The sequence below is a fragment of the Salmonella sp. SA15303 genome (assembly GCF_029962125.1).
Taxonomy (GTDB): domain Bacteria; phylum Pseudomonadota; class Gammaproteobacteria; order Enterobacterales; family Enterobacteriaceae; genus Salmonella; species Salmonella enterica.
The window spans coordinates 3,946,867-3,972,786 of sequence record NZ_CP123924.1 but is presented as its reverse complement, the minus strand read 5'-3'; the positions used below and the strand labels follow the sequence as shown (position 1 = coordinate 3,972,786).

The window sequence follows — 25,920 nt, the reverse complement described above, 5'->3', positions numbered from 1 at the left end:
TTGGTTGTAATGCCTACAGGGATAAGGGAAATGGGCAAAATAAAATATGGATTGCCAACGTTACTCGCCATCGGCTTTTGGATGGACGCAACAAGCGCCACGGTGCTGGAGCTACCTGCCTGGGAGCGAAACTATACCGGGACTATCGCGGGGAAACCGGTAAACGTTAATATCACGCGATTTGGTAACTCTCTTAATGGGTATTACTGCTATGAACCTTGCAATCAGCACAAGGCAGTGATTGTTCTACGCGGCTCACTCCAGGATAAAGAGGTGCATCTTGAAGAACGCGTAAAGGCGCTTTCGGGTTACTGGAATGCGGAAATCTCCAGCAGTGAGATTAAAGGCGAATGGACGTCCGCAGATAAAAAACGACATTTTCCTGTTGCCCTTATCTATTACAAACCTAAAAACTCCCCTGATATTGTGCTGGTCACGAACACGAATGATGCAGGGGGTTACGACCCTTCCAAAGAGATTGATTGCGGCAATACGCCGGCCATTTCGGCGATAAAATTATACCGTGATGGTAAACTCATACAGACCTTAGATACCGCCTCGGTGGGCACTTGTAGCCCGTTTATGCCTCAATGGGGGGATGTCAATTTTGATGGCTACCCGGATCTGTCGATTGTAACAGAGTTACTTGCTGGGCCGGATGCTCCAGTTCAAACATGGCTCTATGACCCCGCCAAACAGCGTTATGTTGATGCGCCAGCGTCTTATCAGGAAATCACTTCACCAGAGATCGATGCTGAACATAAACAGATTGTCAGCTATTGGCGCGGCGGTTGCTGCAGCCATGGCGTCAATGTGTATCGCTGGAAAGGAAAAACGATTGAACTGATCGATCGCGGTGAAAGCTACTTTCAGCCTGTGATCAGTAAAGGCAAAATGTATAACTGCTACATGACACCTTCCTACGCTGATGGGCGTATTATTTATCCGCTAGTACGTAAAAATGGTCATTTGACGCCGCCTCTTAGCCTTGATGGGACGTGTCAATCTTTTTGGCTAACCGGTAATGTTCGTACCGTGATTCAGGCAGAAAAACCCGGCGCTGAGCCCGAATCGCTTGAGATTCAGTGGCAGGAAAACAAAGCATCGCCAGGGCGTTTTTGCCCATTAGTTCCGTTTGTCGAAGGTGATAAGCTAAGTCCGCGTCTGGTGACGGATGACGATGTGCCTGATGCCTGTATCAGTCGCGCTGAGTATGAAGATATAAAACAATAGGTCAGGAGAGCATTAATGACAGCATCCCTACACATTATTCTTGATACCGATCCGGGCATTGATGACGCGGCTGCGATTGCCGCTGCGCTGTTCGCCCCCCAGCTTGATCTGCAACTAATAACCACCGTCGCAGGTAATGTTTCCGTTGAAAAAACGACCCGTAATGCGTTGCAGCTTCTGCATTTCTGGAACAGCGATATCCCACTTGCCCAGGGGGCCGCGACACCGCTGCTGCGTCCGTTACGCGATGCGGCATACGTCCACGGCGAATCCGGTATGGAAGGCTATGATTTTGTCGACCATCAGCGCCAACCGTTGGCGAAGCCTGCGTTTATCGCTATCCGGGATGTGCTGATGAACGCCCCGGAGCCCATGACATTAGTGGCGATTGGGCCATTGACCAATATTGCGTTGCTACTGATGCACTATCCGGAGTGTGCGTGTAACATTCGCCGTCTGGTGTTGATGGGCGGTTCCGCAGGGCGCGGCAATTTTACGCCTAATGCTGAATTTAACATTGCTGTCGATCCGGAGGCCGCGGCGCTGGTGTTCCGCAGCGGTCTGGAGATTGTGATGTGTGGGCTGGACGTTACAAATCAGGCAATGCTCTCGCCAGATTTTCTGAATAAACTGCCCGCGCTGAATCGCACCGGTAAGATGTTGCACAGCCTGTTCAACCATTATCGCAGCGGTAGTATGCGCACTGGCGTCCGGATGCACGATCTCTGCGCTATCGCCTGGCTGGTGCGTCCGGAGCTTTTTACCCTGCAATCCTGTTTTGTGGCCGTAGAAACGCAGGGGCAATATACCGCCGGTACCACGGTGGTGGATATTGAAGGGCGTCTGGGGCAGCCCGCCAACGCGCAGGTGGCGCTGGCGCTGGATGTGGACGGTTTTCGTCAGTGGGTGGCTGAGGTGTTTGCCTATGCGCCGTAATTACATGTTGGCGCCATAATCTCATACTTTGCCGCGATAGAGTCTCTCCGGCCTGCCCACTTTCCCGTAGCTGATCTCCGCTTCGAGAAAGTTATTTTTCACGCCTTGTTCCAGATAGCGTCGGGCAGTGGTTTTACTGCTGCCCAGAATTTGCGCCAGAGTGTCTGCTGTATGTACTGCCTGCGGGTCGGCGAATATTTGTCGTACCCGGTTGAAGGTGTTTTCATCAATTCCCCGCAGTCCGCTATTCGGTTCTGCGGTTTGTTCTTTGGCCTGGATATTAAATAAGGCATCAACGTGCGTCTGGTTTGCCTGCTCACTGGAACGTAACGAACTGCGGTAACGGGTGAACCGCTCCAGGGTATGCTGCAGGCGCTGATAATGTACCGGCTTAATCAGGTAATCGAATACGCCCATGCGTAAGGCATCGCTGATGGTATCCATATGATTGTCGGCGGTAATGAAAATAATTCGCCCCGTGTAGTTGGTGCTGATGGTATGACGAATTAAATCGATCCCTTTGCCATCGGGTAAAAAATTATCCAATAGAATTAACTGTGGTTGATAGAGGCGTATTTGCTTCTTCGCACTTTCCAGTTTGTCTGCGATGCCGACGATTGAAAACTGGGGAAAAATCTTGATGGTGTCCACCAGGATTTCCGCTAGCATCGGTTCGTCTTCAACGATGAGTGTCGTAATGCTATCCATGTTATTCTTCTCTGGTAAAAGGGATATAGAGGGTAAAAATGGTGCCAAAAGGATTATTGTTATCGACGATAATGTCACCATTGGCCTGCTTGACGTAGCTGTGCACCAACCATAATCCAATTCCGTGATCGCCGTTGTTGTGGGTGGTCACTCCACGCTCGAAAATATGCTGGCGGATATTTTCGTCAATACCACATCCCTGATCGGCAACTTCAATAATGACTTCATTACCTTCGCTGTTGATCAGGCACTCAATCTGTCGCGAGCCTTCGCGATTGAGCAGGGTGGCGTTATAGGCGTTGTCCAATAAATTGCCAACAATCGAAATCCATTCATTATGCGAGAGCGATGACGGCAGGTGTTCAACAAAGCTTGAAGGATCGAAAATCAGCTCCAGCCCCAGCTCTTTTGCCCGATAATATTTACCGATTAATAGCCCCGCAAGGTGGTGGTCGCGGAAATTATGGGAAATAAAATCGAGTACTTTCTGGTGGCTTTCCGACTGCTGCTGAATCAGCGCCAGCGCATTATCGTAGCGCTTCAGGAACAGCAGTCCGGCAATGGTGGAAATAAGGTTGCGATGCTCATGCTGCACGGCGCGCAGGTTATCGGCGTATTGCCGCACCTGACTTAACTGCAGGCTGAGTGTATTGATATCGTCTTTGTTGCGAAAGCTAATAACCCAGCCCTGAGGCTGGTTGTCAATAATGACCGCCATGCGACTGGCGATGACTTTCATTTGGTTAAAGGTGACGATCTCATCTTTTTTGTTTTTTTGCGGCGCATCGTAAAAGAAGGCCTCCGGCAACACGACATGGTGGATTGCATAGCCAATGAGTTCAGACTCCGGTTGGCTCAGATTCAGTAAGCGGCGAGCCGTTTGGTTAATGGCGGTAATACGGTGATGGGAGTCAATGGCGATCAACCCTTCAAATACCGACTCAAATAACACGCTTTGCTGAATTAATAGTTGTGAAAGCTGCTGCGGCTCCATGTTAAGCATCTGCTTTTTAATATGCAGCGAGAAGCGGCGGGCACAGTACAACAGTACCAGCAGCAGTAACGCCATCGGGAACAGCAACGAGCTGATTTGTAAGTTAAGCCAGCTCTCCAACTGTTCCAGAGTATAGCCGACGGAAACAATACCGATGACTTTACCGGTACTGTCCTGAATCGGGGATTTACCACGTAGGGAAGAGCCTAATGAACCTTTGCGCACCGATACGTAGCTTTTAGCGTTATACAGCGCGTCGTCGCTATCGCCGCCCTCCATATATTTGCCGATCTCATCCGGGTTGACGTGATACAGTCGCTGACCTTTTTCGTTGCCAACGGTAATGTAAGTCGCATCCGAAAACGAGCGCATTGGGTCAATCAACGCTTTGATGCGTGACAAATCATGCGCTTCTACGGCTTCAACTAATTCTGGCATAGCGGATATTTGCATTGCCTGAATAAGCGCACGTTGGCCCACCTGATAATGCAGGCGTTCTTTCGTGATATCGGTCAGATACCAGGTGATTGCCAGCATCACGATGGTGGATGTAAACAGGATCAGTAGAAATATCCGGTTTTGAAACGAGTGTCTGGCAAACCAGCGTGTAATTTCCCGTATAAACATATTGGTATTTAAATATTTAATTACGGTATTTTCTTGCATTCGGCATCACCGGAACCTGAACCAGTTCATACTTACTTTTCTTTCAGAAAAAATTTGGATGAAAATGGGATACGACATGCGTATCCCATCCACTATTACATCGCCAGCACGTATTTCAGCATCACGCCCGCGGCAATGGCCGAGCCAATCACCCCCGCCACGTTCGGGCCCATCGCGTGCATCAGCAGGAAGTTCTGCGGGTCTGATTCCAGCCCCACTTTGTTCGATACGCGGGCCGCCATCGGCACCGCCGAGACCCCCGCCGAACCGATAAGCGGGTTGATTTTGTTCTTACTGCACAGGTTCAGCAGCTTCGCCATCAGCACCCCGGCCGCCGTCCCGATACCAAACGCAATCACCCCCAGCAGCAGAATGCCCAGCGTCTGCGGTTGCAGGAACTTATCCGCCACCAGCTTCGCGCCCACCGACAGCCCGAGGAAAATGGTGACGATATTAATCAGCCCGTTCTGTACCGTGTCGCTCAGACGCTCCACCACGCCGCTTTCGCGCATCAGGTTGCCAAAACAGAACATCCCCAGCAGCGGCGCCGCGTCCGGCAGCAGCAGGGCCACCAGCATGAGCAGCACCACCGGGAAGAGGATTTTTTCCCGCTTACTCACCGTGCGCAGCTGCACCATGCGGATTTTCCGCTCCGTCTCGCTGGTCAGCGCCTTCATAATCGGCGGCTGGATTAACGGCACCAGCGCCATATACGAGTACGCCGCCACCGCGATGGCCCCCAGCAGCTCCGGCGCCAGCTTGCCCGACAGGTAAATCGCCGTCGGGCCGTCCGCGCCGCCGATAATGCCGATGGCCGCCGCCTGCGGCAGGGTGAAGCTGATAAGGCCGAAGTAGTTCAGCGTCAGCGCCCCGAGCACCGTGGCGAAGATACCGAACTGCGCCGCCGCCCCCAGCAGCAGGGTGCGCGGGTTGGCCAGCAGCGGGCCGAAGTCGGTCATCGCGCCGACGCCCATGAAGATGACCAGCGGCGCGACACCGGAACCAATCGCCACTTTGTAGAACAGCGCCAGTACGCCAGGCGTGTAGCCCATGTCCACCGCCAGGTTCTCCATCTGGCCCTGCACCGACGGTAGCGCCAGCGCTAACGCCTCTTTAATGGCATGCACGTCCGGCGCGCAGTTCAGCTTCGCGGCAATCACCGCCAGTTGCCCGGCGTCGTGGTGCGCCAGCAGGCTTTCCAGCGCGGTCAGCGCCATACCCGCTTCCGGGATGTTGGAGAGCAGCCCGCCGAAGCCAATTGGCAGCAGCAGTAACGGCTCGAACTTCTTCGCAATCGCCAGCCACAGCAGCAGCAGGCTCACCAGCAGCATGATGGCCTGGCCTGCGCCAAGGTGCATCAGCCCCATGCCCTGAAGCAGGGCGTTCAGACTTTCCATTTCAGTTCTCCGTTACGCCAGCGTCATCAGGGTGTCGCCGACGGAGACCGCGTCCCCGGACTTCACCGCGATACCGCGTACCGTCCCGGCCTGCGCGGCGCGGATTTCGGTTTCCATCTTCATGGCTTCCAGAATCAGCAGCACGTCGCCTTCGGCCACCGTCTGGCCCTCGGTGGCAATCACCTTCCAGATATTCCCCGCCAGCGGCGCGGTGACCGGGGTGCCGGCGCCTGCCGGGGCGGCAGCCTGAACCGGTGCGGAAGAGGCCGCCGGAACAGCCGCAGTGAGCTGGCTGATATCGCCGCCGTCGCTGACCTTCACCACAAAGGCTTTGCCTTCCACTTCCACGGTGTAGATACCGGAGGCGGCAGGCTTCTCTGCTTTTGCCACCGGCTGCGCGGCTTCCGCCTGCGGCAGTGGCTCAAACGCCGCCGGGTTATTGCGGTTCTCAAGGAATTTGAGGCCGATTTGCGGGAACAGCGCCACGGTGAGCACGTCGTCGATGGCGTTTCCCGCCAGAGTAATCCCCTTCTCCTGCGCCTGGCGCCTGACGTCCGCTTCCAGTTCAGCCAGTTCCGGTTTGAGTAAATCCGCCGGACGGCAGGTCACCGGGGCGCCCCCTTCCAGCACGCGGGCCTGTAACGCGGCGTTCACCGGCACCGGGGTGTGGCCGTATTCGCCTTTCAGAATGCCCGCCGTTTCTTTGGCAATGGTTTTGTAGCGCTCGCCGGTCAGGACGTTGAGCACCGCCTGGGTGCCGACAATCTGCGAGGTTGGGGTCACCAGCGGGATAAAGCCGAGGTCCTCGCGCACGCGGGGGATTTCCGCCAGCACCTGGTCGAGTTTGTCCGCCGCGTTCTGCTGCTTCAGCTGGCTTTCGAGGTTGGTGAGCATTCCGCCCGGTACCTGGGCCACCAGAATACGGCTGTCGTAGCCCTTCAGCTGGCCTTCAAAGGCGTGATACTTTTTGCGCACCTCGCGGAAGTACGCGGCGATATTTTCCAGCTTCAGGATATCCAGCCCGGTGTCGTGTTCCGTGCCGGCAAGCGTTGCCACCAGCGCTTCGGTGGCCGGGTGGCCGTAGGTGGCGCTCATGGAGGAAATCGCCGTGTCCACGCCGTCGACGCCCGCCTCGATAGCCTTCAGCAGGGCCATCTCCGCCATCCCGGTGGTGGCGTGACAGTGCAGGTGCAGGCGCACCTCAAAACGTTTTTTGATTTCGCTGACCAGCTCATACGCCGCCATCGGTGTGAGAATGCCGGACATATCCTTGATGGCAATCGAGTCAACGCCGGTTTCCAGCAGTTGCTCCGTTAAATCCAGCCAGGTCTGCAGGGTGTGCGCCGGGCTGGTGGTGTAACTCAGGGTCCCCTGGGCGTGCGCGCCGTGGCTGCGCACCGCCTGTAATGCGGCTTTCATATTGCGCGGGTCGTTCATGGCATCGAAGACGCGGAACACATCCATGCCGTTTTTCACCGCGCGTTCGACGAAGCGCTCCACCACGTCATCGGCGTAGTGGCGGTAGCCGAGCAGGTTCTGGCCGCGCAGCAACATCTGCAGCGGGGTTTTGGGCATGGCTTTTTTGAGTTCGCGCAGGCGCAGCCACGGGTCTTCGCCGAGAAAGCGGATACAGGCGTCAAAGGTGGCGCCGCCCCAGCACTCCAGCGACCCGTAGCCCACGTCATCGAGCGCGGCGGCAATCGGCAGCATGTCATCAAGGCGCAGGCGGGTGGCGAACAGAGACTGGTGGGCGTCACGCAGGACGACGTCGGTAATGGCAATGGTCATGGATCCCTCCGGGAAATTAAACGTGGTGGCGGTGATGGTGAATGGCGGCGGCAATCACCGGCTTTAAGCGGGTGAAGTCGTCCACGACGGGAACGGCGCGCGGTGCGGGCGCGGCGACGGGTTCCGGGAAGAAGCGAGTAATCACGGCAGACATGCCGCGAATGGCAAAGATGAGCAGGAACAGAAAGCTCAGTACGAACCCCATCCCTAAAAACATCAGGGTGAAACCTTCACCCAGTAGTACAGCTTCGTTCATGAATCATTTTCCATAATGAGAGGCACGACGGTGGCCTTGACGACAACCTTCCTGGTGAATCCGGCTAAGGAGTAGAGTGGATTTCCCTTGGCCACCTCTGGCTTTGGCCTCTACTTTTCTCCAGGTCGTTTGCTGCCAAGACACCGCCGTGCGTTTTTTTACACCATCATGCTGAACACGATGCTAGCGATAACCAGCACAATACCTCCGCCCAGACGAGAGGAAATTTGTGCATATGAAATGAGGTTCATACGGTTACAGGCGGAGAGCACTTCCAGATCGCCGGAGCCGCCGCGGTTGGCCATACAAAGACCCGCAGTAATGGATGATTCAATCGGGTAGAAGCCAATCAACCAGCCCCCGATAGCTGCGCCAACGACTGCGCCGACCACAATGATTGCGGCGATAACTACGTTCGCGAACGTCAGGGCATCGATGATCTCTTGCAGATCGGTGTAGCAAACACCCACACCTACCATCAGCACCCACAGTAGCTGTTTGGAGAAGAAGTCAGAAAGACGTTTCGCCCCGGCTTTAATCTCCGGTGAGCAAAGACCTGATGCGTTCAGCGCAGCAACAATCAGGACCATCCAGGCGAAGTAGTGAATAGAGACGCCGCCGATGCTTGGCAGAATTTTCTTGGCAACAACATAGGCCAGCAGGAAGCAGGTGGTGGATAGCACCATGCCAACCGCCGTTTCACGATGGGTAATCTGACCGGCCTTTTCATCATCTTCGGTTTTGAAGGAAGCCTTACGAACCAACTCGCCTTCACCGCTAAGCCAGGTGTATTTTTTGCCTATCATATCGAGGAGGGCGGCGAAAATAATGGCGAAGATATTCGCAATGGTCAGAATAGCAATAGCCGTTGAGTAATACTCTTCGCGAGAACGTCCGGTAACCGAGTGATAAATTTCAGACAGAGGCACGGCGCCCGCGCCGTTACCACCGCCCATAATCGGCAGAACGTACAGCATCATGATACGGTCGACCGGGATACCGAAGCACAGACCAATGACGATACCGAAAAGGGACGCGCCGACAATCCCGGCGAGGATGGTTGGGATATAGCCCAGCAGTGATTTTAATAGCAGCTTACGGTTTACCGACAGGATCGCGCCTGTGATCAACACTGCGATAAACAGGTTAAGGAAGTTGCTTTTATCCATTACGTTGCTGATCGCATCAATTTCTTTCTGCGTAAATATGCCAGCATAGACAAAATAAGCTGCAACCAGAAATATCATAACCGGTGCGCCGCCAATATATTTATTGAAGATCGGTAAACGTTTGCCGATTTCACCAAAAATGGCCCCCATCACAAACATAAGGGCAAAACCACCTACTAAGTCAGTCGGTATAGCATTATAAAAATGAGAAAGTAATAAAGTAATTAATGCAAAGGCATAAAGCGGTAGCGGCATACCAAAGATTTTGAATCTGAGTAAATCGCTAGCCCCCTTTTTCTCCGTCGCCGAAGCCTGGGTCATGTTGGTCATAAACATTTTCCTGTGTATTGATGGGTAACAAGACCCGCGCATACTAATAAATTCAATGAACCATGAGATGTGACTATCTTCACTGAATGGTTGTGTTTTTAATTAATTTAATTATTTTTATTAACTCTGGTTAATTAAGGAAATAAAAACCATAAAGCTTATAAAAGCAAGGGGGAAAGTGTGATGTCTATTCCAGACGAGTAATACAAACGCTGGCGAAATATGCGACGTTATTTGCTGACGGATGCAGAATAGAGTGAATCTAATATTTAAACGCATTTATTTGCAAAAGGATGTATTGCGTCGCGAGTCGGTCGCCATGTTTCTGGAGGGCGTGGGACTCGCCCTGGAAGACGATTGTGAAATCGCGGTATGCGCATATTGGCAGGGTGAGATAGTCGGGTGCGGTTCTCTGGCCGGGAGCGTACTGAAATGCATCGCCGTTTCCCCGGTTTTACAAGGGGAAGGGCTCAGCCTCAAACTGCTGACCGAGCTGCTTACATTGGCCTACGAGTTAAACCGCAGCGAGCTTTTCCTGTTCACTAAGCCGCAAAATCGGTTGCTGTTTTCTGGCGCGGGGTTTTGGCCCATTGCGCAGGCAGGTGAGCTGGCGGTGTTAATGGAGAACAGCAGTGAACGGTTAGCGCGCTTTTGTCGCCAACTGGCGCTTTATCGTCAACCGGGAAAAACGATCGGCGCCATCGTCATGAACGCCAATCCGTTTACATTGGGCCACCGTTATCTGGTGGAGCAAGCGGCTGCGGCCTGTGACTGGTTGCATCTGTTTGTAGTCAAAGAAGATGCTTCATTTTTTTCCTATACCGACCGTTGGGCGCTGATCGAACAAGGAATCGCGGGCATTGACAACGTCACGTTGCATTCCGGCTCCGCTTATATGATCTCGCGTGCGACGTTTCCCGGCTATTTCCTCAAAGAAAAAGGGGTTGTGGACGACTGCCATTGCCAGATCGATCTGCAACTCTTCCGTGAACATCTGGCTCCAGCGCTGGGGATTACCCATCGTTTTGTCGGCAGTGAACCGTTTTGTCCTCTGACCTGTGCCTATAACCAGCGAATGCACGACATTTTGCACGATCCGAAGCGTAGCGGCCCGGTTATTGAGGTCGTCGAGCTGGCGCGGGTGGAGAAAAACGGCGCGGCTATTTCCGCCTCTCGCGTCAGAAAACTGTATAGCGAACGTAATTGGTCGGCAATAAGCGCGCTGGTGCCTGCTGGCACCCTGGCATATCTGCAGCGGCATGCCGCCAGACACACTGAAACCATATGACGTAACACCGTTAACAAGGAACATAACTAATGAAAATCATTAAAGATGCCCTGGCAGGCACGCTGGAATCCAGCGATGTGATGATCAGGATTGGTCCATCCAGCGAGCCAGGAATTCGGCTGGAGCTAGAGAGTCTGGTGAAGCAGCAGTTTGGCGCGGCGATTGAGCAGGTGGTGCGCGAAACGCTGGCGAAGCTGGGCGTTGAACGCGCGCTGGTTAGCGTCGATGACAAAGGCGCGCTGGAGTGCATTTTACGCGCCCGAGTGCAGGCGGCGGCGTTACGCGCTGCAGAACAAACGGAAATTCAATGGAGTGCGTTATGAGACCACGTCGCAGTATGTTGTTTATCCCCGGCGCAAATGCGGCCATGTTGAGCACCTCGTTTGTCTACGGTGCGGACGCGGTGATGTTCGACTTAGAAGACGCCGTAGCGTTACGTGAGAAAGATACCGCCCGTCTTTTAGTCCATCACGCGCTTCAACATCCGTTCTATCAGGATGTTGAAAAAGTGGTGCGCATTAATCCACTGAACACGCCGTTTGGTCTGGCCGATCTTGAAGCCGTCGTGCGTGGTGGCGCGGATATCGTGCGTCTGCCGAAAACCGACAGCAAAAACGATGTGCTGGAGCTGGAAGCGCAGGTCGAACGGATCGAACGTGAATGTGGACGCGAGGTCGGCAGTACCAGGCTGATGGCGGCGATCGAATCAGCGAAAGGCGTGGTCAATGCCGTCGACATCGCCACCTCCAGCCCGCGCATGGTGGCAATTGCGCTGGCGGCATTTGATTACGTGATGGATATGGGCACCAGCCGGGGCGATGGCACCGAGCTGTTCTACGCCCGCTGCGCAGTGCTGCATGCGGCGCGCGTTGCGGGTATTGCCGCCTATGATGTCGTTTGGTCGGATATCAATAATGAAGAAGGCTTCCTGAAGGAAGTGCAGTTGGCGAAAGGGCTTGGTTTTAACGGTAAGTCCTTAGTGAACCCACGTCAGATTGAGCTGTTACATCAGGCTTATTCTCCGACACGTAAAGAAGTTGAGCATGCGTATGAGGTGATTGCCGCCGCTGAAGAGGCTGAGTCTCGCGGTCTGGGCGTCGTTTCACTCAACGGCAAAATGATTGACGGCCCGATTATCGACCACGCGCGCAAAGTGGTGGCGCTGTCGGCTTCCGGTATTCGTGATTAAGGAAGGAACCATGAAAGAGACTGTAACCATGCTCAACCAGCAATATGTCGTACCGGAAGGATTACAGCCCTACCAGGGGGTAACAGCGAACAGCCCGTGGCTTGCCAGTGAAACGGAAAAGCGTCGGCGTAAAATTTGTGACTCGCTTGAAGAGGCTATCCGTCGTTCCGGGCTTAAAAATGGCATGACGATATCCTTCCACCATGCGTTTCGTGGTGGCGACAAAGTCGTCAATATGGTGATGGCGAAGCTGGCGGAAATGGGATTCCGCGATCTGACGCTTGCCTCCAGCTCATTAATTGATGCCCACTGGCCGCTTATCGAACACATTAAAAATGGCGTGGTGCGGCAGATTTACACCTCCGGGCTGCGCGGCAAGTTAGGGGAAGAGATCTCCGCTGGCCTGATGGAAAACCCGGTACAGATCCACTCTCACGGCGGCCGCGTAAAGCTGATTCAGAGCGGTGAGCTGAATATTGATGTCGCTTTCCTCGGCGTGCCGTGCTGCGATGAATTTGGTAATGCTAACGGCTTTAGCGGCAAGTCACGCTGCGGCTCTTTGGGGTATGCGCAGGTTGATGCGCAGTACGCTAAATGTGTGGTGCTCCTGACTGAAGAGTGGGTCGAATTCCCCAATTATCCGGCCAGTATCGCGCAGGATCAGGTTGATTTGATCGTACAGGTGGACGAAGTAGGGGATCCGGAAAAAATCACCGCGGGTGCGATTCGTCTGTCCAGCAACCCGCGTGAACTGTTGATCGCCCGGCAGGCGGCCAATGTGATCGAACACTCAGGTTATTTTTGTGATGGTTTCTCGCTGCAAACCGGCACCGGTGGCGCTTCTCTGGCGGTCACCCGTTTCCTGGAAGACAAAATGCGTCGCCACAACATTACGGCGAGTTTTGGCCTGGGTGGGATCACCGGCACCATGGTGGATCTGCATGAGAAAGGGTTGATCAAAGCGCTGCTGGATACGCAATCATTCGATGGCGATGCAGCCCGTTCGCTGGCGCAGAACCCGCATCATATTGAAATTTCGACCAATCAATACGCTAACCCCGCCTCTAAAGGCGCGGCATGCGAACGCCTGAACGTGGTGATGCTGAGCGCGCTGGAAATTGACGTGAATTTTAACGTTAACGTGATGACCGGTTCAAACGGCGTACTGCGTGGCGCATCGGGCGGCCATAGCGATACGGCAGCAGGGGCCGATCTCACCATTATTACCGCACCGCTGGTCCGTGGCCGAATCCCATGCGTGGTGGAAAAAGTGCTGACTACCGTCACGCCTGGGGCAAGTGTTGATGTGCTGGTTACCGACCATGGTATTGCGGTGAACCCCGCGCGTCAGGATCTGCTTGATAACCTGCGTGCTGCGGGCGTGGCGCTGATGACCATCGAACAACTGCAACAGCGCGCTGAGCAACTGACCGGTAAACCGCAGCCGATTGAGTTTACCGATCGGGTGGTGGCTGTGGTGCGTTATCGCGACGGTTCAGTGATTGACGTGATTCGCCAGGTTAAAGGCTGATGAAGGGCACAGACCTGTTGTACCTGGGCCAGGCAGTTACGCTGGAGGAGATGCTACAAGCGCGCGATAAACGTGCCGCCAGGCAGCGTCAGGCGTTGAACTGCTATCGGCTACCGTTGATTTCCCTCACGCTGGTTGCACCGGGCGCCGTTAAAAACTCAGCGGTCTGGCGGCGTGTCGCCGATTACGCAATTGCCGAAATACTGGCGCTTTGCGAACAGATGGAGTGGGTCAACGTCTGGGAAATGCAGGTAAATGAACGCAGCGGCCCGGAATGGATGGCAGCGGTCTGTGCGCCGGCAATGGCGTTGAAACAGCACATGTCGACACTGGAGATGAGCCATCCGTTAGGGCGGCTTTGGGACATCGACATTATTGATAGCGACGGTAAGTCGCTATCACGCCGTGAACTCGGGCATCCTGCCCGGCCATGTTTGATATGCCAGCAGGATGCTCATCTCTGTGCCCGGGGCAAGCATCACACCCTTGACCTTTTGTTGGATGAAATTGCACGAAGGATTGAATGCTATGAACGTGAGCGTTGTGACTGAACGGCGTACGCCAGCGTACTCATCGCTGGCGGCTGGCGAACTTAATGGGTTGGTTGCAAGAGCGCTGCTGACGGAAGCCAGGCTGACACCAAAACCCGGTCTGGTCGATATTCGTAATTCGGGAGCGCATAGGGATATGGATCTGGCGGCATTTGAACGTAGCACTACCGCCATTGCTCCGTGGATGGAAAAGTTTTTTATCATGGGCAACAACACGGCGGCGCTGGCGGCAGAAAATGTCCTGGTGATGCTGCGTCCGCTGGGGATGGCCTGTGAGAACGATATGCTACAGGCGACCAATGGTGTGAATACCCATCGCGGGGCGATTTTCGCTTTTGGCCTGCTGAGCGCAGCGATTGGCCGACTTCTCGCGCGGGGAGAACCGTTGGAGCAAAATCGTATCTGCGACCAGGTTGCCCGCCTGAGTCGGAATATTGTTGCCCACGAGCTCTCAGCAAAAAAAGCGGGAAAACTGACAAAGAGTGAAACCCATTTCCAGTGTTATGGCCTGTCGGGCGCGCGGGGAGAAGCGGAAAGCGGTTTTCGAACCGTCAGAACGCAGGCTTTGCCGGTGTTTAACCGGGTCGTGCAGGAGCATGACGATACCCATCTTGCCCTACTGCAAACATTGTTGCATCTGATGGCGTGGAATGATGATACCAATCTGGTGTCACGGGGAGGCCTGGAAGGGCTTTACTACGTGCAGCAGCAGGCACAAAAATTGTTGTGGCAAGGGGGCGTATTGGTTGAGGGGGGCATTGAAGCGATGCAGTCCCTCGATGATGAACTCATCCTGCGTAACTTAAGCCCTGGCGGTAGCGCGGATTTACTGGCAGTGACCTGGTTTTTAAGTCATTTTCCTGCCGGTTCCCTCTATCCTGAGTAAGTTTCTCTTCTTTCATTCTCTCCAGCAATGATTCATCCTGCGGGATGAATCATGTCTTTTACTGATATCGCTCCCTGTTTATCATTAATTTCTAATTATCGGCGATTTTAGATGGCGGCCTCCGGGCGCGCTGGTTACTCTGAAAACGGTTTACGCAATTTTTACAAAAGAGAATAGCTATGCATGAAGCACAAATCCGCGTCGCCATTGCCGGCGCCGGTGGCCGCATGGGACGGCAGTTAATCCAGGCCGCCATGGCGATGGAAGGTGTTCAGCTGGGTGCCGCGCTGGAGCGCGAAGGCTCTTCCTTGCTGGGCAGCGATGCTGGCGAACTGGCAGGGGCGGGAAAGTCCGGCGTGATCGTTCAAAGCAGCCTTGAGGCGGTAAAAGATGATTTTGACGTTTTCATCGATTTTACCCGTCCGGAAGGCACGTTGACGCATCTGGCGTTTTGCCGCCAGCATGGTAAAGGGATGGTGATTGGTACTACCGGCTTTGACGACGCCGGTAAACAAGCCATTCGCGAGGCGTCACAAGAGATTGCGATCGTTTTCGCCGCAAACTTTAGCGTCGGCGTTAACGTCATGCTCAAGCTGCTGGAGAAAGCCGCGAAGGTAATGGGCGACTATAGCGATATTGAAATTATTGAAGCGCACCACCGCCATAAAGTGGATGCACCGTCGGGTACGGCGCTGGCAATGGGCGAGGCAATCGCCGGGGCGCTGGATAAAAATCTGAAGGACTGCGCGGTCTACTCGCGTGAAGGTTATACCGGCGAGCGCGTAGCGGGCACGATTGGCTTTGCGACCGTTCGGGCGGGCGACATCGTCGGCGAACATACCGCGATGTTTGCCGATATTGGCGAGCGCGTAGAGATTACGCATAAAGCTTCCAGCCGCATGACGTTTGCAAATGGCGCGTTGCGATCGGCGTTATGGCTAAAAACGAAGAAAAATGGGCTATTTGACATGCGGGATGTGCTGGGGCTGGATGTATTATAGCGACTAAATACCTTCGTGATGTGGTTGTGGTAATCAAGATTAATTGATTACAAAGGGCAATATATTATTGCCCTTTTGTTGTCTATGGAAAACCCCCAGCTAGGCTGGGGGTTCCGGAAAGCTTTCAGCTTTAAGCCAGTTATTAAAACCCCTTTTGATTTGTTAAAACATCTTGCGGTCTGGCAACTGCAAAAGTTCAACAAGAAATCAAAAGGGGGTCCCAATGGGGGACGAAAAGAGCTTAGCGCACACCCGATGGAACTGTAAATATCACATAGTTTTCGCGCCCAAATACCGAAGACAAGCGTTCTATGGAGAGAAGCGTAGGGCAGTAGGCAGCATATTAAGAAAATTGTGTGAATGGAAAAACGTACGAATTCTGGAAGCAGAATGTTGTGCAGATCATATTCACATGCTTCTGGAGATCCCGCCGAAGATGAGTGTGTCGAGTTTCATGGGATATCTGAAGGGTAAAAGTAGTCTGATGCTTTACGAGCAGTTTGGGGATCTAAAATTCAAATACAGGAACAGGGAGTTCTGGTGCAGAGGGTACTATGTCGATACGGTGGGTAAGAACACGGCGAAGATACAGGACTACATAAAGCACCAGCTTGAAGAGGATAAAATGGGTGAGCAATTATCGATCCCGTATCCGGGCAGCCCGTTTACGGGCCGTAAGTAACGAAGTTTGATGCAAATGTCAGATCGTATGCGCCTGTTAGGGCGCGGCTGGTAAGAGAGCCTTATAGGCGCATCTGAAAAACCTCCGGCTATGCCGGAGGATATTTATTTTTGCCCCCCGGTTATTCGGTCAGATAAATAACGCCTTTCACCATTCATGTTTCGACAGTTTCTTCGCCCACGGCATGTTCTGCCGTTGTTTTCGCGTTAAGAATAGTCCGTTTAAAGACATCCGGGCCAACGGCATCCATTTGCGTGACGTAATTGCCATTACGATAAATGCGGTTAATTGGCCCTTCAGACGCATCGGTACGGGTCATTACGTTCAACGGGAAAAAATTACTGCCTGAACTGACGTTAGTCATATTCAGCCGCAGCGCCTTACCGTATGCAAAAGGCACCTCGACCAGACTGATAAGACTGATATCCATCGGAGGGGGAGTGCTGTTCCTCGGGGGGCGTTTTATCTCTTTTGCTTCAATAGGTTGGCTTTTTTATGCTGTAGTGAGGCTGGTTGTGGTCCAATCGTATGTGCCTGTCTTAAAGAAAAAGAAGCTGGATCTTTATATCGCGATTGTAATTCTTATTACATTGTCTTAATTTGCTGTTTTTTGTTGATTTTATGATGCATTTGATTTGTTTTTTATATTTTTAATATATTGATTTTTAAAATTTTTTTGTCGTTAACTTTCTTGATTTTGAATTTTTATGCATTTAATGGCATTGATGGCTATTAAGTGAGTTTTTATCGTTGTTTTTTGTTGTTTTAATGTCAAATTTGACCATTTGGTCCACTTTTTATCATGCCAGCCAGTTTTTTGCGAACTCAAGGAAGCGCAAGCGTTTTCTATCGTAACTTAGTTGATCTTTTTGCCTCTTAAACAGAATAACTTCCTTATAATGTGCAAAATAACATAAAAAACACCCTCTTTAAGTTGACTTTTATCCGGCTTAACTTCAGAATGCCGCCGTTTGCCAGAAATCCACGGGTAAGCAAATTTGCATTGCTTCATACTGACTGAATGAATTAATATGCAAATAAAGTGAGTGAATATTCTCTGGAGGGTGTTTTGATTAAGTCAGCGCTATTGGTTCTGGAAGACGGAACCCAGTTTCACGGTCGGGCCATTGGGGCAACGGGTTCGGCGGTTGGGGAAGTCGTTTTCAATACTTCAATGACCGGTTATCAAGAAATCCTCACTGATCCTTCCTATTCCCGCCAAATCGTCACTCTTACTTATCCCCATATTGGTAATGTCGGCACCAATAAAGCCGATGAAGAATCCTCTCAGGTTCATGCGCAAGGTTTAGTGATTCGCGATCTGCCGTTGATTGCCAGCAACTTCCGTAACACCGAAGACCTCTCTTCTTACCTCAAACGGCATAACATTGTGGCGATTGCTGATATCGATACCCGCAAGCTGACCCGACTGCTGCGTGAGAAAGGCGCACAGAACGGCTGCATCATTGCAGGCGATAGCCCGGATGCGAAGCTGGCGCTGGAAAAAGCGAAAGCATTTCCTGGACTTAACGGTATGGATCTGGCGAAAGAAGTGACCACGGCGGAAACTTACCGCTGGACGCAGGGTAGCTGGACGCTGAAAGACGGTTTACCGGAAGCGAAATCTGAGGATGACCTGCCGTTCCATGTGGTGGCCTATGATTTCGGCGCGAAGCGCAACATCCTGCGTATGCTGGTGGATCGCGGCTGCCGCCTGACGGTGGTGCCAGCGCAAACCTCTGCTGAAGAGGTGCTGAAAATGAATCCGGACGGCATCTTCCTGTCAAACGGCCCTGGCGACCCGGCTCCGTGCGACTACGCGATTACTGCTATCCAGAAATTCCTCGAAACCGACATTCCGCTATTTGGCATCTGCCTCGGTCATCAGCTACTGGCGCTGGCGAGCGGTGCGAAGACCGTTAAGATGAAGTTCGGCCATCACGGCGGCAACCATCCGGTAAAAGATATGGACAGAAACGTGGTAATGATCACCGCGCAGAACCACGGCTTTGCGGTGGATGAAGACTCGCTGCCCGCCAACCTGCGCGTGACCCACAAGTCGCTGTTCGACGGCACCCTGCAAGGGATTCACCGTACCGACAAACCGGCGTTCAGCTTCCAGGGCCACCCGGAGGCGAGCCCCGGCCCGCACGATGCGGCGCCGCTGTTCGACCACTTTATCGAGCTTATTGAGCAATACCGTCAGTCCGCGAAATAATCAGGAGTAATAAGAGCCATGCCAAAACGTACAGATATAAAAAGCATCCTGATTCTGGGCGCGGGCCCGATTGTTATCGGTCAGGCGTGTGAGTTTGACTACTCCGGCGCTCAGGCGTGTAAAGCCCTGCGCGAAGAGGGCTATCGCGTCATTCTGGTGAACTCCAACCCGGCCACCATCATGACCGACCCGGAAATGGCCGATGCCACCTACATCGAGCCGATTCACTGGGAAGTGGTGCGCAAAATCATTGAAAAAGAGCGTCCGGATGCGGTGCTGCCGACCATGGGCGGCCAGACCGCGCTGAACTGCGCGCTGGAGCTGGAGCGGCAGGGCGTGCTGGAAGAGTTCGGCGTCACCATGATTGGTGCGACCGCCGACGCCATTGATAAAGCCGAAGACCGTCGTCGCTTCGATATCGCGATGAAGAAAATTGGTCTCGACACCGCGCGTTCCGGTATCGCGCACACTATGGAAGAAGCGCTGGCGGTTGCCGCTGACGTGGGCTTCCCGTGCATCATCCGGCCTAGCTTTACCATGGGCGGCACCGGCGGCGGTATCGCTTACAACCGTGAAGAGTTCGAAGAAATCTGCGAACGCGGTCTGGACCTCTCGCCAACCAACGAGCTGCTGATTGATGAATCGCTGATCGGCTGGAAAGAGTACGAGATGGAAGTGGTGCGTGATAAAAACGACAACTGCATCATCGTCTGCTCTATCGAAAACTTCGATGCGATGGGTATCCACACCGGTGACTCCATCACCGTGGCCCCGGCACAGACGCTGACCGACAAAGAATACCAAATCATGCGTAACGCCTCGATGGCGGTACTGCGTGAAATCGGCGTCGAAACCGGCGGTTCTAACGTCCAGTTCGCAGTGAACCCGAAAAACGGCCGTCTGATCGTTATCGAAATGAACCCGCGCGTATCCCGCTCCTCGGCGCTGGCGTCGAAAGCCACCGGTTTCCCGATTGCCAAAGTGGCCGCCAAACTGGCGGTAGGTTACACCCTTGACGAACTGATGAACGACATCACCGGCGGGCGCACTCCGGCCTCCTTCGAGCCGTCCATCGACTATGTGGTTACTAAAATTCCGCGCTTTAACTTTGAGAAATTCGCCGGTGCCAACGACCGTCTGACCACCCAGATGAAATCGGTCGGAGAAGTGATGGCGATTGGCCGCACGCAGCAGGAATCCCTGCAAAAAGCGCTGCGCGGCCTGGAAGTCGGCGCCACCGGTTTTGACCCGAAAGTGAGCCTCGACGACCCGGAAGCGCTGACCAAAATCCGCCGCGAGCTGAAAGACGCGGGCGCAGATCGTATCTGGTACATCGCCGATGCTTTCCGCGCAGGCCTCTCCGTCGATGGCGTCTTTAACCTGACCAACATCGACCGCTGGTTCCTGGTGCAAATTGAAGAGCTGGTGCGTCTGGAAGAGAAAGTGGCTGAAGTCGGGATTACTGGCCTCAACGCCGACTTCCTGCGTCAGCTCAAGCGTAAAGGTTTTGCCGATGCGCGTCTGGCAAAATTGGCGGGCGTGCGCGAGGCGGAAATCCGCAAACTGCGCGACCAGTATGACCTGCACCCGGTCTACAAGCGTGTGGATACCTGCGCGGCGGAATTCGCCACCGACACCGCCTATATGTACTCCACTTATGAAGATGAGTGCGAAGCGAACCCGTCCATTGACCGCGATAAAATCATGGTCCTCGGCGGCGGCCCGAACCGTATCGGCCAGGGTATCGAATTTGACTACTGCTGCGTACACGCCTCGCTGGCGCTGCGCGAAGACGGTTACGAGACCATTATGGTCAACTGTAACCCGGAAACCGTCTCCACCGACTACGACACTTCCGACCGTCTGTACTTCGAGCCGGTCACGCTGGAAGACGTGCTGGAAATCGTGCGCATCGAGAAGCCGAAAGGCGTTATCGTGCAGTACGGCGGCCAGACGCCGCTGAAGCTGGCGCGCGCGCTGGAAGCGGCAGGTGTGCCGGTAATCGGCACCAGCCCGGACGCCATCGACCGCGCGGAAGACCGCGAGCGCTTCCAGCACGCGGTTGACCGTCTGAAGCTGAAGCAACCGGCCAACGCCACCGTCACCGCCATTGAACAGGCTGTCGAAAAAGCGAAAGAGATCGGCTACCCGCTGGTGGTACGTCCTTCTTACGTGCTGGGCGGTCGGGCGATGGAAATTGTCTATGACGAAGCCGACCTGCGTCGCTACTTCCAGACGGCGGTCAGCGTCTCTAACGATGCGCCGGTGCTGCTGGACCGCTTCCTTGATGACGCGGTTGAAGTGGACGTGGACGCTATCTGCGACGGCGAAATGGTGCTGATTGGCGGCATTATGGAGCACATTGAGCAGGCGGGCGTACACTCCGGCGACTCCGCCTGTTCCCTGCCGGCCTACACGCTGAGCCAGGAAATTCAGGACGTGATGCGCCAGCAGGTGCAGAAGCTGGCCTTCGAGTTGCAGGTGCGCGGCCTGATGAACGTGCAGTTTGCGGTCAAGGACAACGAAGTCTACCTGATTGAAGTCAACCCGCGTGCGGCGCGTACCGTACCGTTCGTCTCCAAAGCCACCGGCGTTCCGCTGGCGAAAGTGGCGGCGCGCGTGATGGCCGGCAAATCGCTGACCGAGCAGGGCGTGACCCAAGAAATTATCCCGCCGTACTACTCGGTGAAAGAAGTGGTGCTGCCGTTCAACAAATTCCCCGGCGTTGACCCGCTGTTAGGGCCAGAAATGCGCTCCACCGGGGAAGTGATGGGCGTGGGCCGTACCTTCGCGGAAGCGTTCGCTAAGGCGCAGCTGGGCAGTAACTCCACCATGAAGAAACAGGGCCGTGCGCTGCTCTCCGTCCGCGAAGGCGACAAAGAGCGCGTGGTGGATCTCGCCGCCAAGCTGCTGAAACAGGGCTTTGAGCTGGATGCCACCCACGGTACGGCGATTGTGCTGGGCGAAGCCGGTATCAACCCGCGTCTGGTGAACAAGGTGCACGAAGGTCGTCCGCACATTCAGGACCGTATCAAGAATGGCGAATATACCTATATTATCAACACCACCGCAGGTCGCCGCGCGATTGAAGACTCCAGGGTGATTCGCCGCAGCGCGCTGCAGTATAAAGTGCATTATGACACCACGCTGAACGGCGGTTTTGCCACGACGATGGCGCTCAATGCCGATGCCACCGAGAAGGTAACCTCGGTGCAGGAAATGCACGCGCAGATCAAAAAGTCGTAAACAAAGGGTCCGGCGGATATTGCTCTAACCGGACCTGTAATATAATGTTGAAAGGGTTTCTGTAAAGAAACCCTTTTTTTATCTTGCGTAAGGTCATTCCTGGAGAAGTCCGTTTCCGTAACCACATTTTCAATGTAATAAGCACGATATTGCTCACACTAATCAATATTTAAGTCGCATACTATCTTGCATATCCACAATTTTAATATGGCTTAGTTTTTATTAGTTTGGACAGGCCGTAGCCAGATTTTTAATTTGTGAAATGGTGTGCTTATGTGTGAAAAATATGTTGAAAGACCGCTTTATTTGTTAATTGCTGACTGGATGATGGCAGAGAACCGATGGATCACTGCCAGGGAGATTTCCCGTCAATTTGATATTGAACATTGCAAAGCAATTAATACGCTCTCCTATATTCTGTCAGAAGTGGGGGAAATTGTTTGTGAAGTGAAGATGATCCCTAACCAAATTGCAGGACGAGGCTGCCAGTGCCAGCGTCTGGTGAAAGTCGTGAGTATCGACTCTCAACTCTATCGCCGATTGAATCATAATTTGCAGGAAAGAAAAGTGAGCGTGGCGAAAGCGCCGCGGCTGTCTGCCGTTCCCCCCACAGAGCTAAACCGTGAGCAGAAATGGCAGATGATGCTCTCCAAGAGTATGCGTCGCTAATTGTCTGTTTACCTGCTGGCGGGGTAAACGGTAATTGACGCGTAGGCCGGATAAGCGTGAGCGCATCCGGCATCAATTACTGTGCTGATTTTGGCTTCACGTCCGTCGTGCCTTTCAGGCGCGGTCGGTTTTCTTCGGCCTGCGTTAACGGCTTCGTTTCAGATAACCCCGTTCGACAACGGATCGCAAGATCCTGATATTCTTTGGTATTGAGGTGTTTCCAGTGCAGCTCCTGGTCCGTAACCTGGCGTAGTACGCGCGCCGGTGATCCCACCAGGAGTTGCCTTGCCTCACCCTGAAATCCGGCTTTGACAAAACTCATGGCGGCGACAATGCTCTCTTCGCCAATCACTGCGCCGTCCATAATGACGCTATTCATGCCGACCAGGGCGTCCCGTTCCACCACGCAGCCATGTAAAATAGCGCCGTGGCCGATATGGCCGTTTTCATGCACGATGGTATCGGTATCGCAGTAGCCATGCATAATGCAGCCATCCTGCAGATTAGAGCCTGCCTCCAGGATCAGGCGACCATAATCCCCACGCAATGACGCGAGTGGGCCAATATAAACACCGGCGCCCACGATGACATCGCCAATCAGCACGGCGCTGGGGTGGACAAACGCGTCCGGATGCACCACCGGGATCAGTCCTTCAAAGGCGTAATAGCTCATAGTTGTACCTCGGTTTTTTGCCGGATGGCGGCGTAAACACCTTATCCGGTCTACGGTTGCGCATGTGCTGTAGGCCGGATAAGCGAAGCGCCATCCGGCATAGTCACATTAACGACCTTTCCACACCGGATCGCGTTTTTCGGCAAATGCCTGCGGTCCTTCGAGCGCATCTTCTGAATGCAGCACCGACGGATAATGCTTCAGTACGCCGCTGCGGATGTAGCGGTAGCCTTCTTCTACCGGCATTTCGCTGGTCGCGCGATAAATCTCTTTCAGCGCCGCGATAGCCAGCGGGGCGCTATTGACCAGTTGTTGCGCCAGTTCGCGCGCACTCTCCATCAGTTCGCTCTGGCTGACAACGCGGTTCACGACTCCCCAACGCAGCGCTTCTTCGGCGCTCATTCGTCTGCCGGTCATTACCATTTCGTTGACGATAGCCGGTGGCAGCAGCTTAGGCAGACGCAATACGCCGCCGCTGTCAGGCACGATGCCGAGCTTGGCTTCCGGCAGCGCGAAGCTGGCGTTTTCGGCGCAGACAATAAAGTCCGCCGCCAGCGCCAGCTCAAAACCGCCGCCAAACGCGTAGCCGTTCACCGCGGCGATAACCGGCTTATCGAGGTCAAATATTTCGGTTAAACCGGCAAAGCCGCCGGGACCAAAATCGGCATCCGGCGCTTCACCTTCCGCTGCCGCTTTTAAGTCCCAGCCAGCAGAAAAGAATTTCTCCCCGCCGCCGGTAATGATTGCTACGCGTAATTCCGGATCGTCACGGAAATTAAGAAAAGCTTCACCCATTGCAAAGCTGGTTTTGGCGTCAATGGCATTCGCTTTAGGTCGGTCGAGGGTAATTTCCAGGATCGGGCCGTTACGGGTCAGATGTAATGACTCACTCATAGTTCATCTCCAGATAAATAGTTTTCCGGCGGGAGGGATTCCTGCCGGAAGGTTTATTTCAGATTTTTTTTGATTATTTTTCCTGAACAGTTGCGCGGCAGGTCGGTTCTGATCTCCATAAAAGAGGGAACCTTGAACTTCGCCATATTGTTTTCGCAGAAGCTGAAAAACTCGGCTTCGCTTAATGTTTCACCTTCATTAAGGACAATAAACGCTTTAATGGCTTCATCACGGATCGCGTCTTTAATACCAACCACCACAATGTCCTGAATTTTCGGATGCGCAGAAATAATATTTTCCAGCTCGACGCAGGAGACATTTTCTCCGCCGCGTTTAATCATGTTGCAGCGCCTGTCGACGAAATAAAAATAGCCATCCTCATCCTGATAGCCCGAATCACCGGTATGTAACCAGCCCTCAGGTTCCAGCGCTTTGGCGGTAGCCTCCGGCTGCATGTAATACTCTTTGAAGATAGTCTTGCCGGGGATGCCTTTAATACAGATTTCGCCAATTTCTCCGGCGGGCAGCGGGCGATTTTGATCGTCGCGAATTTCAGCTTCATAGCTAAAACCCACGCGACCAATGGAAGGCCAGCGCCGTTTGTCTCCGGGACGGTCGCCAATAATTCCGACAATGGTTTCAGTCATACCATAAGAGGTCAGCAGCCTGACGCCAAAGCGTTCGGTAAAATCGTCTTTTTCCTGCTCGGATAAATTGAGATAGAACATCACTTCGCGCAGGTGATGCTGCCTGTCCGTTGGTGCGGCGGGCTGGACCATCAGCGTGCGGATCATCATCGGGATGCACTCGGTCACCGTTGCCTGATATTTACGTACCTGATCCCAGAAGGCCCTGGCGCTGTACTTCTCTAGCAGCACAAAGGTGCTGCCGGCGGAAAAGGCTGGCATTGCGGCGGTACACTGACAGTCGATATGAAAAGCGGGCATCACCGTCATGTACACGTCATCATCGCGCAGGGCGATTTGCCAGGCAGAGTAGTAGCCTGCAAAACGCAGGTTGTAGTGGGTAATTACCACCCCTTTAGGCCGTGAGGTGGTGCCTGAGGTAAACAGAATTTCCGCCGTATCGTCAGTGGATAACACGGGCGTATAGCACAGCGTGGCCGACTGGCGTGCTTGTAGTTGGGTAAAGTGGCTCACGCCGTCGTCAGCCGGAAGCTGCTCGCCAATCAGACAGATATGATTAAGCGGAGTGCTATTGTCCTGGCGTATTTCACGGTACATAGGATAAAACTGGGCGCTGGTAACCAGCAGACTCACCTGGCTGTTTTGCAGGATCCAGGCGCTTTCTTCGCCCAGTAAGCGGGCATTAATCGGCACCATAATGGCGCCGATTTTTGCCAGTCCAAACCAGCAAAAGATGAATTCCGGACAGTTATCCAGATGCAGCGCGACCCTATCACCCTTGCGGATCCCTAAGGAATAAAAAAGGTTCGCCGTGCGGTTAATCTCTTCATTGAGCGAAGCATAGCTAAACTGCCGAACGATTCCCTCACAGGATTCGAAAATTAACGCCGTTTTATCTCCGTACACCCCGGCCAGGTCGTCCCACATCTGACGTAAGTTTTGTCCGCCAACGATATCCATATTGCTTT

At 53.6% G+C, this 25,920-nt stretch carries 23 protein-coding genes; 13 read left to right on the top strand and 10 right to left on the bottom strand.

Annotation, left to right across the window (positions count from 1 at the left end; all coding sequences use genetic code 11):
• The first annotated feature begins 30 nt into the window (after positions 1 to 30).
• Together QEN31_RS19580 and rihC are read left to right on the top strand one after the other, a co-directional pair.
• Complete coding sequence (locus QEN31_RS19580; protein WP_000516322.1) at positions 31 to 1,233, top strand: XAC2610-related protein; 1,203 nt, start codon at positions 31 to 33, stop codon at positions 1,231 to 1,233.
• Positions 1,234 to 1,248: 15 nt separating this feature from the next.
• Positions 1,249 to 2,169 carry a ribonucleoside hydrolase RihC gene (gene rihC / locus QEN31_RS19575; RefSeq protein ID WP_000127283.1) on the top strand — a complete coding sequence of 307 codons (921 nt, stop codon included), beginning with the start codon at positions 1,249 to 1,251 and terminating at the stop codon, positions 2,167 to 2,169.
• A gap of 21 nt (positions 2,170 to 2,190) precedes the next feature.
• Here rihC and citB read toward each other — a convergent pair whose 3' ends face one another.
• From citB to citS, 6 genes are all read right to left on the bottom strand, one after another.
• Positions 2,191 to 2,877, bottom strand: coding sequence for a citrate response regulator transcription factor CitB (gene citB / locus QEN31_RS19570; RefSeq protein WP_000377406.1), 687 nt, complete (start codon positions 2,875 to 2,877; stop codon positions 2,191 to 2,193).
• A 1-nt stretch (position 2,878) separates the two neighbouring features.
• Positions 2,879 to 4,498: a citrate sensor histidine kinase CitA gene (citA, locus tag QEN31_RS19565; RefSeq protein WP_001670823.1), complete on the bottom strand. Its 1,620-nt coding sequence runs from the start codon at positions 4,496 to 4,498 to the stop codon at positions 2,879 to 2,881.
• A 134-nt stretch (positions 4,499 to 4,632) separates the two neighbouring features.
• Complete coding sequence (locus QEN31_RS19560; protein WP_000444828.1) at positions 4,633 to 5,934, bottom strand: oxalacetate decarboxylase subunit beta; 1,302 nt, start codon at positions 5,932 to 5,934, stop codon at positions 4,633 to 4,635.
• A gap of 12 nt (positions 5,935 to 5,946) precedes the next feature.
• Positions 5,947 to 7,722 (bottom strand): sodium-extruding oxaloacetate decarboxylase subunit alpha, encoded by a 1,776-nt coding sequence (oadA, locus tag QEN31_RS19555; RefSeq protein ID WP_000150421.1) that lies wholly within the window; start codon positions 7,720 to 7,722, stop codon positions 5,947 to 5,949.
• Positions 7,723 to 7,738: 16 nt separating this feature from the next.
• Positions 7,739 to 7,978 (bottom strand): oxaloacetate decarboxylase subunit gamma, encoded by a 240-nt coding sequence (locus QEN31_RS19550; protein WP_001001154.1) that lies wholly within the window; start codon positions 7,976 to 7,978, stop codon positions 7,739 to 7,741.
• A 158-nt stretch (positions 7,979 to 8,136) separates the two neighbouring features.
• Positions 8,137 to 9,477: a citrate/sodium symporter CitS gene (gene citS / locus QEN31_RS19545; RefSeq protein ID WP_000183602.1), complete on the bottom strand. Its 1,341-nt coding sequence runs from the start codon at positions 9,475 to 9,477 to the stop codon at positions 8,137 to 8,139.
• A 244-nt stretch (positions 9,478 to 9,721) separates the two neighbouring features.
• Here citS and citC point away from each other — a divergent pair, with 244 nt between their 5' ends.
• The 8 genes from citC (at position 9,722) to tnpA (ending at position 16,605) form a co-directional block, all read left to right on the top strand.
• Positions 9,722 to 10,765, top strand: a complete 1,044-nt coding sequence (citC, locus tag QEN31_RS19540; protein WP_001181453.1) for a [citrate (pro-3S)-lyase] ligase — start codon at positions 9,722 to 9,724, stop codon at positions 10,763 to 10,765.
• 29 nt (positions 10,766 to 10,794) lie between these two features.
• A complete protein-coding gene (citD, locus tag QEN31_RS19535) occupies positions 10,795 to 11,088 on the top strand; it encodes a citrate lyase acyl carrier protein (protein WP_000691461.1) in 294 nt (97 codons plus the stop codon).
• Positions 11,085 to 11,954, top strand: a complete 870-nt coding sequence (citE, locus tag QEN31_RS19530) for a citrate (pro-3S)-lyase subunit beta (protein WP_001247811.1) — start codon at positions 11,085 to 11,087, stop codon at positions 11,952 to 11,954. Before citD ends, citE begins: the two co-directional genes overlap by 4 nt.
• A gap of 10 nt (positions 11,955 to 11,964) precedes the next feature.
• Positions 11,965 to 13,485: a citrate lyase subunit alpha gene (gene citF / locus QEN31_RS19525; RefSeq protein ID WP_000665573.1), complete on the top strand. Its 1,521-nt coding sequence runs from the start codon at positions 11,965 to 11,967 to the stop codon at positions 13,483 to 13,485.
• Positions 13,485 to 14,036 carry a citrate lyase holo-[acyl-carrier protein] synthase gene (gene citX / locus QEN31_RS19520; RefSeq protein ID WP_000679040.1) on the top strand — a complete coding sequence of 184 codons (552 nt, stop codon included), beginning with the start codon at positions 13,485 to 13,487 and terminating at the stop codon, positions 14,034 to 14,036. Before citF ends, citX begins: the two co-directional genes overlap by 1 nt.
• Positions 14,014 to 14,922, top strand: coding sequence for a triphosphoribosyl-dephospho-CoA synthase CitG (gene citG / locus QEN31_RS19515; protein ID WP_001103238.1), 909 nt, complete (start codon positions 14,014 to 14,016; stop codon positions 14,920 to 14,922). Before citX ends, citG begins: the two co-directional genes overlap by 23 nt.
• Positions 14,923 to 15,101: 179 nt before the next feature.
• Positions 15,102 to 15,923 (top strand): 4-hydroxy-tetrahydrodipicolinate reductase, encoded by an 822-nt coding sequence (gene dapB / locus QEN31_RS19510; RefSeq protein ID WP_000544031.1) that lies wholly within the window; start codon positions 15,102 to 15,104, stop codon positions 15,921 to 15,923.
• A 223-nt stretch (positions 15,924 to 16,146) separates the two neighbouring features.
• Positions 16,147 to 16,605 carry an IS200/IS605-like element IS200F family transposase gene (tnpA, locus tag QEN31_RS19505; protein ID WP_000502119.1) on the top strand — a complete coding sequence of 153 codons (459 nt, stop codon included), beginning with the start codon at positions 16,147 to 16,149 and terminating at the stop codon, positions 16,603 to 16,605.
• A gap of 154 nt (positions 16,606 to 16,759) precedes the next feature.
• Here the strand turns inward: tnpA and QEN31_RS19500 are convergent, their stop codons facing one another.
• On the bottom strand, positions 16,760 to 17,035 hold the full coding sequence (locus QEN31_RS19500; RefSeq protein ID WP_000355307.1) for a hypothetical protein: 276 nt from the start codon (positions 17,033 to 17,035) through the stop codon (positions 16,760 to 16,762).
• A 639-nt stretch (positions 17,036 to 17,674) separates the two neighbouring features.
• Between QEN31_RS19500 and carA the strand changes: the two genes are divergently transcribed.
• From carA to caiF, 3 genes are all read left to right on the top strand, one after another.
• Positions 17,675 to 18,823, top strand: coding sequence for a glutamine-hydrolyzing carbamoyl-phosphate synthase small subunit (gene carA / locus QEN31_RS19495; protein ID WP_000597287.1), 1,149 nt, complete (start codon positions 17,675 to 17,677; stop codon positions 18,821 to 18,823).
• A gap of 18 nt (positions 18,824 to 18,841) precedes the next feature.
• The gene (gene carB, locus QEN31_RS19490; protein WP_001126305.1) at positions 18,842 to 22,069 is read left to right on the top strand and encodes a carbamoyl-phosphate synthase large subunit; all 3,228 of its coding nucleotides are present in this window, start codon (positions 18,842 to 18,844) and stop codon (positions 22,067 to 22,069) included.
• 273 nt (positions 22,070 to 22,342) lie between these two features.
• Positions 22,343 to 22,738 (top strand): carnitine metabolism transcriptional regulator CaiF, encoded by a 396-nt coding sequence (caiF, locus tag QEN31_RS19485; protein WP_000333324.1) that lies wholly within the window; start codon positions 22,343 to 22,345, stop codon positions 22,736 to 22,738.
• 76 nt (positions 22,739 to 22,814) lie between these two features.
• Here the strand turns inward: caiF and caiE are convergent, their stop codons facing one another.
• The 3 genes from caiE to caiC all read right to left on the bottom strand — a co-directional run bounded on the left by caiE (position 22,815) and on the right by caiC (position 25,912).
• On the bottom strand, positions 22,815 to 23,411 hold the full coding sequence (gene caiE, locus QEN31_RS19480; protein ID WP_099949717.1) for a carnitine operon protein CaiE: 597 nt from the start codon (positions 23,409 to 23,411) through the stop codon (positions 22,815 to 22,817).
• A 108-nt stretch (positions 23,412 to 23,519) separates the two neighbouring features.
• Positions 23,520 to 24,305 carry a crotonobetainyl-CoA hydratase gene (caiD, locus tag QEN31_RS19475; protein ID WP_000004385.1) on the bottom strand — a complete coding sequence of 262 codons (786 nt, stop codon included), beginning with the start codon at positions 24,303 to 24,305 and terminating at the stop codon, positions 23,520 to 23,522.
• A gap of 53 nt (positions 24,306 to 24,358) precedes the next feature.
• Positions 24,359 to 25,912, bottom strand: a complete 1,554-nt coding sequence (caiC, locus tag QEN31_RS19470; protein ID WP_000355806.1) for a crotonobetaine/carnitine-CoA ligase — start codon at positions 25,910 to 25,912, stop codon at positions 24,359 to 24,361.
• Positions 25,913 to 25,920: the final 8 nt, after the last annotated feature.

Excerpts from the sequence above, each read along its gene's own strand:
- citD (WP_000691461.1), top strand. The coding sequence starts at position 10,795 with ATGAAAATCATTAAAGATGCCCTGGCAGGCACGCTGGAATCCAGCGAT.
- caiC (WP_000355806.1), bottom strand. The coding sequence starts at position 25,912 with ATGGATATCGTTGGCGGACAAAACTTACGTCAGATGTGGGACGACCTG.
- citX (WP_000679040.1), top strand. The coding sequence starts at position 13,485 with ATGAAGGGCACAGACCTGTTGTACCTGGGCCAGGCAGTTACGCTGGAG.
- QEN31_RS19550 (WP_001001154.1), bottom strand. The coding sequence starts at position 7,978 with ATGAACGAAGCTGTACTACTGGGTGAAGGTTTCACCCTGATGTTTTTA.
- citG (WP_001103238.1), top strand. The coding sequence starts at position 14,014 with ATGAACGTGAGCGTTGTGACTGAACGGCGTACGCCAGCGTACTCATCG.
- QEN31_RS19500 (WP_000355307.1), bottom strand. The coding sequence starts at position 17,035 with ATGGATATCAGTCTTATCAGTCTGGTCGAGGTGCCTTTTGCATACGGT.
- caiD (WP_000004385.1), bottom strand. The coding sequence starts at position 24,305 with ATGAGTGAGTCATTACATCTGACCCGTAACGGCCCGATCCTGGAAATT.
- citE (WP_001247811.1), top strand. The coding sequence starts at position 11,085 with ATGAGACCACGTCGCAGTATGTTGTTTATCCCCGGCGCAAATGCGGCC.
- citF (WP_000665573.1), top strand. The coding sequence starts at position 11,965 with ATGAAAGAGACTGTAACCATGCTCAACCAGCAATATGTCGTACCGGAA.
- caiF (WP_000333324.1), top strand. The coding sequence starts at position 22,343 with ATGTGTGAAAAATATGTTGAAAGACCGCTTTATTTGTTAATTGCTGAC.
- citB (WP_000377406.1), bottom strand. The coding sequence starts at position 2,877 with ATGGATAGCATTACGACACTCATCGTTGAAGACGAACCGATGCTAGCG.
- citA (WP_001670823.1), bottom strand. The coding sequence starts at position 4,498 with ATGTTTATACGGGAAATTACACGCTGGTTTGCCAGACACTCGTTTCAA.
- caiE (WP_099949717.1), bottom strand. The coding sequence starts at position 23,411 with ATGAGCTATTACGCCTTTGAAGGACTGATCCCGGTGGTGCATCCGGAC.
- tnpA (WP_000502119.1), top strand. The coding sequence starts at position 16,147 with ATGGGGGACGAAAAGAGCTTAGCGCACACCCGATGGAACTGTAAATAT.
- carB (WP_001126305.1), top strand. The coding sequence starts at position 18,842 with ATGCCAAAACGTACAGATATAAAAAGCATCCTGATTCTGGGCGCGGGC.
- dapB (WP_000544031.1), top strand. The coding sequence starts at position 15,102 with ATGCATGAAGCACAAATCCGCGTCGCCATTGCCGGCGCCGGTGGCCGC.
- QEN31_RS19580 (WP_000516322.1), top strand. The coding sequence starts at position 31 with ATGGGCAAAATAAAATATGGATTGCCAACGTTACTCGCCATCGGCTTT.
- rihC (WP_000127283.1), top strand. The coding sequence starts at position 1,249 with ATGACAGCATCCCTACACATTATTCTTGATACCGATCCGGGCATTGAT.
- QEN31_RS19560 (WP_000444828.1), bottom strand. The coding sequence starts at position 5,934 with ATGGAAAGTCTGAACGCCCTGCTTCAGGGCATGGGGCTGATGCACCTT.
- oadA (WP_000150421.1), bottom strand. The coding sequence starts at position 7,722 with ATGACCATTGCCATTACCGACGTCGTCCTGCGTGACGCCCACCAGTCT.
- citS (WP_000183602.1), bottom strand. The coding sequence starts at position 9,477 with ATGACCAACATGACCCAGGCTTCGGCGACGGAGAAAAAGGGGGCTAGC.
- citC (WP_001181453.1), top strand. The coding sequence starts at position 9,722 with ATGCAGAATAGAGTGAATCTAATATTTAAACGCATTTATTTGCAAAAG.